We start from the raw sequence: 3123 nt of genomic DNA, 5'->3' as shown, positions 1-3123 counted from the left end.
GTGGTGTTTGTGGTATTTATAGGTCTCGCTTCGACGATGTTAAACCGAACAGTCCGCTCTTCCCCTTGATAAATCCCGTCGCCGATTATTCTAACGCTACCAGCGTTATTGCCGATGGTGTTATTGGCGCCGAAATCAAGAAAATAGTCGGTGTCTTCTTGAAGAATAAGCTGATTATTGAAATCTCTAACTACTACTTGCGGGCGGATTTGCTGTGTTCCTCGATGGATTTGGTCGGGGATTGAGGAGACGGTGGTGGCGCGGATGTCGCGAGGGTCGGTAATGAAAAAGTTATACCCAAGCGTTGTTCCCGCAAAATCTCCCATACCGATAATTCGCATTCTCGCAGGATTTGTATTGTTGCTTATGGCGGTATTGTCGTTGAATTCAAGTTCAAAATCTGTGCCGAGAGTGAGCGGTTCTCCGTTGTATTCAATTTGCACATTCGGCTGAATTGGGCTTCCGGTGTGGAGATTTATTCCTGTGTAAGGCATTGCCGAAGATATAAGATTTGCAGGTGCAGGGCTTACTGCTGTTCGTTGTCCGTCAATGGTGAATTTAGCGCGGGAGAGAGGATAAAATGTCCGTAAAAACGGGGCGCCGTCATACATAAGCGCATCCATTCCCCAGATGTTTTCTATGTCCCAATGCGCAAATGTCGTTCGTTGGCGCATTTGTGCGGTGGTGCGTGGAATACCTCTGCCGTCATTGTCGGAGCGACCGCTTCGTTGGCTGTCGAAGAACGAGTGGGTGATGGTGCCTTGGTTTTGTCCGACAAGACCGCCGATAGTAGATTGAGCGGATAAACTATTTACCCAAATACTACCCGTCGAATAACCGTTCTCAATCGTGCCGAAATTTACACCTACCGCACCGCCGCCAAAATTTTCGGCTGTTTGCGCCGATACCGCCATTGCAAGTAATTGCGGGGAGATAGCCACCCGGAAACCGCGGCTGAACCACCGGTCGTCTGGGGAGTTGTTGCTGCCCCCAAAAACAACCCGCGAGTTCCCCGCGCCAGTGCTCCAACAGCCGCCGCGTATCACGCGATTAGAGCCCAATGCAGTGTTCGTCCATTCCCACACATTACCGCTCATATCGTGAATACCTAATTCATTTGCCGCCAAACCTCCGACCGGTTGAGTATTGTTTGTGCCACCAGGACGATTCGGATGATTCCAATACCAAGCAACGGCATTGACATCATCACTACCTGCCCAAATAAAATCAACACTGCCATTATTGCCACCGCGCCGATTTCCACCACGAGCAGCAAATTCCCATTCTTCACTTGTCGGTAATCTTGCTCCGATCCGTGCTAAAAAGCCGTTTGCTGCTGTTATGTCGTTCCAAGAAACATTCGTTACAGGATCACTTGGACGATCGGGAAATAACTGCGCTACCGGAAAAGAACCCATTACGGCTAAATATTGCGCTTGCGTTACGGGATACCTACCTATCCAGAACCCGGTACTTATTGTACGGCTGGTACCCGCCGTAGCAGGAGTTGTTGAGGCACAGGCACCAAACATAAAAGTCCCCGGTGCAACATAAACAAATTCCATACTCATACCGTGAGTATTAAACACAAAAACATCACCCTCGTTTGGATTTAGCGGAAAACGAAATATTGCAGGTAAATTATCTTCCGCAGTGGCAGGCACTACCAGTGTTGTGGAATAGAAATTCCTTATAATCCCTCGATTTTCAGCAACCAATCCGCCAACAATCGGCGCGACAACTCTACCCGAAGCACGAACTTCTTCAATCGTTCCTCGATTTATCGCCGCAATCGCACCTACCAAATTGTTGCCATTAATATTTACGTTGAGCGATAAATTACGCACTACTCCACTGTTGCCGACAACGCCGAAGAAGCCAAGATTACCGTCTGTGCTCGTGTTGTTGATTTTTACACCACTAACAGTTCGTCCGTTGCCGTCGAATGTTCCCATAAATGCCCGCGCCTCTGTATTGCCAATCGGCACCCACTCAGGCGTACCATCTAAGTCAATATTATTTGCAAGTGTTATTGTTCTGCCTGAGAAGTTATTGCCGCCGTTTACTCTGGTAGCCAATTCTCGGAGGTCGGCGGCGGTTGCTATGCTGATGGCTTCAGCGTTCCAGTTGGCAACGGTAATTTGGGCGAACGCGCTAACAGTAAAGAGTGCTGTCAGCGCCAATGATTTTAGCAAGGCGGTTAGTTTCATTTTTAGTCTCCTTTTTGTTGTTTCGCTTTATCAAGAGCATTTTTTATTTGTAGCGGAGTGTGTGCGTGTTTTATTGAATGAATAACTGCGTGACAATTGGGGCACACTGGTATTAGTCCATCAACAGGATTTATTTCATATTCTTCGGGCATTTCAGCTATTTTCGTTATATGGTGAACGTGTATAATACCTTTCCCGATTTCACCGTAAATTTCTTCAAAATCAAATTTGCAAATTTTGCATTTATAGCCGTGGTGTTCTAAGCATTTTTTTCTCGCTTTGTAATTTCGCTCACGTTTATTTATTAACGCTTTTCCTTGCTTCCCTTCGTAAAATTTCAACAAACAATTCATTGGATTTTTTCCACGATTGTTGTTTTCATTCTGCTTGCTTACATTGTTTTCAGTTTCTTCGATTTTGCTTTCCGAAATTTGTTTGAGAAACTTTTCATAGTGGTTTAATGCTGTGTTTGGCACACCATGACTTATACGGTCATTTATGTCTTTAAATCCCTCTTTACTAATAATTTCATTCTTTTTTAAGGCAAACGTTTCAAAACTTGTGCAATTAAAAAAATTTTCATTTCCTACAAAGTTAGAAAACTCATATACCACACCTGTTTTCCCGTGAGTGTTTTTAATGGCTCTATCAATGTAATTTTGATATTCATTAGGTACACCATTGTTCTTAAGAAAGTTAGCAAACTCTTTTTCCCTTTCATCCAAATTCATTTTTTCGTACATTTCAACAGTCAATATCATAAAACACTCCATTCCTGCCGAATTTTATCGGCAAAGTTAAATTTATACTTGAAACCCATTTTTGACCAAAACAAAAAAACACGCCCCAATCCCCTTGAGTCGCCCAAACAACAACACAAAACCCCTCTCAAAAAAGAGGTTTTGATAAATAT

General features: G+C 44.2%; 2 protein-coding genes. Both read right to left on the bottom strand.

Annotated features, from left to right (window positions below; all coding sequences use genetic code 11):
• Window positions 1-2210 (bottom strand): SUMF1/EgtB/PvdO family nonheme iron enzyme (locus tag FWE23_11475; GenBank protein MCL2846046.1); only part of this gene is annotated, 2210 nt, incomplete at its 3' end.
• A gap of 2 nt (window positions 2211-2212) precedes the next feature.
• Window positions 2213-2971: a hypothetical protein gene (locus FWE23_11470; GenBank protein ID MCL2846045.1), complete on the bottom strand. Its 759-nt coding sequence runs from the start codon at window positions 2969-2971 to the stop codon at window positions 2213-2215.
• Window positions 2972-3123 lie beyond the last annotated feature (152 nt).

This window comes from Chitinivibrionia bacterium (assembly GCA_009779925.1).
Classification (GTDB): domain Bacteria; phylum Fibrobacterota; class Chitinivibrionia; order Chitinivibrionales; family Chitinivibrionaceae; genus WRFX01.
This window is presented reverse-complemented; position numbering and strand designations above follow the sequence as displayed.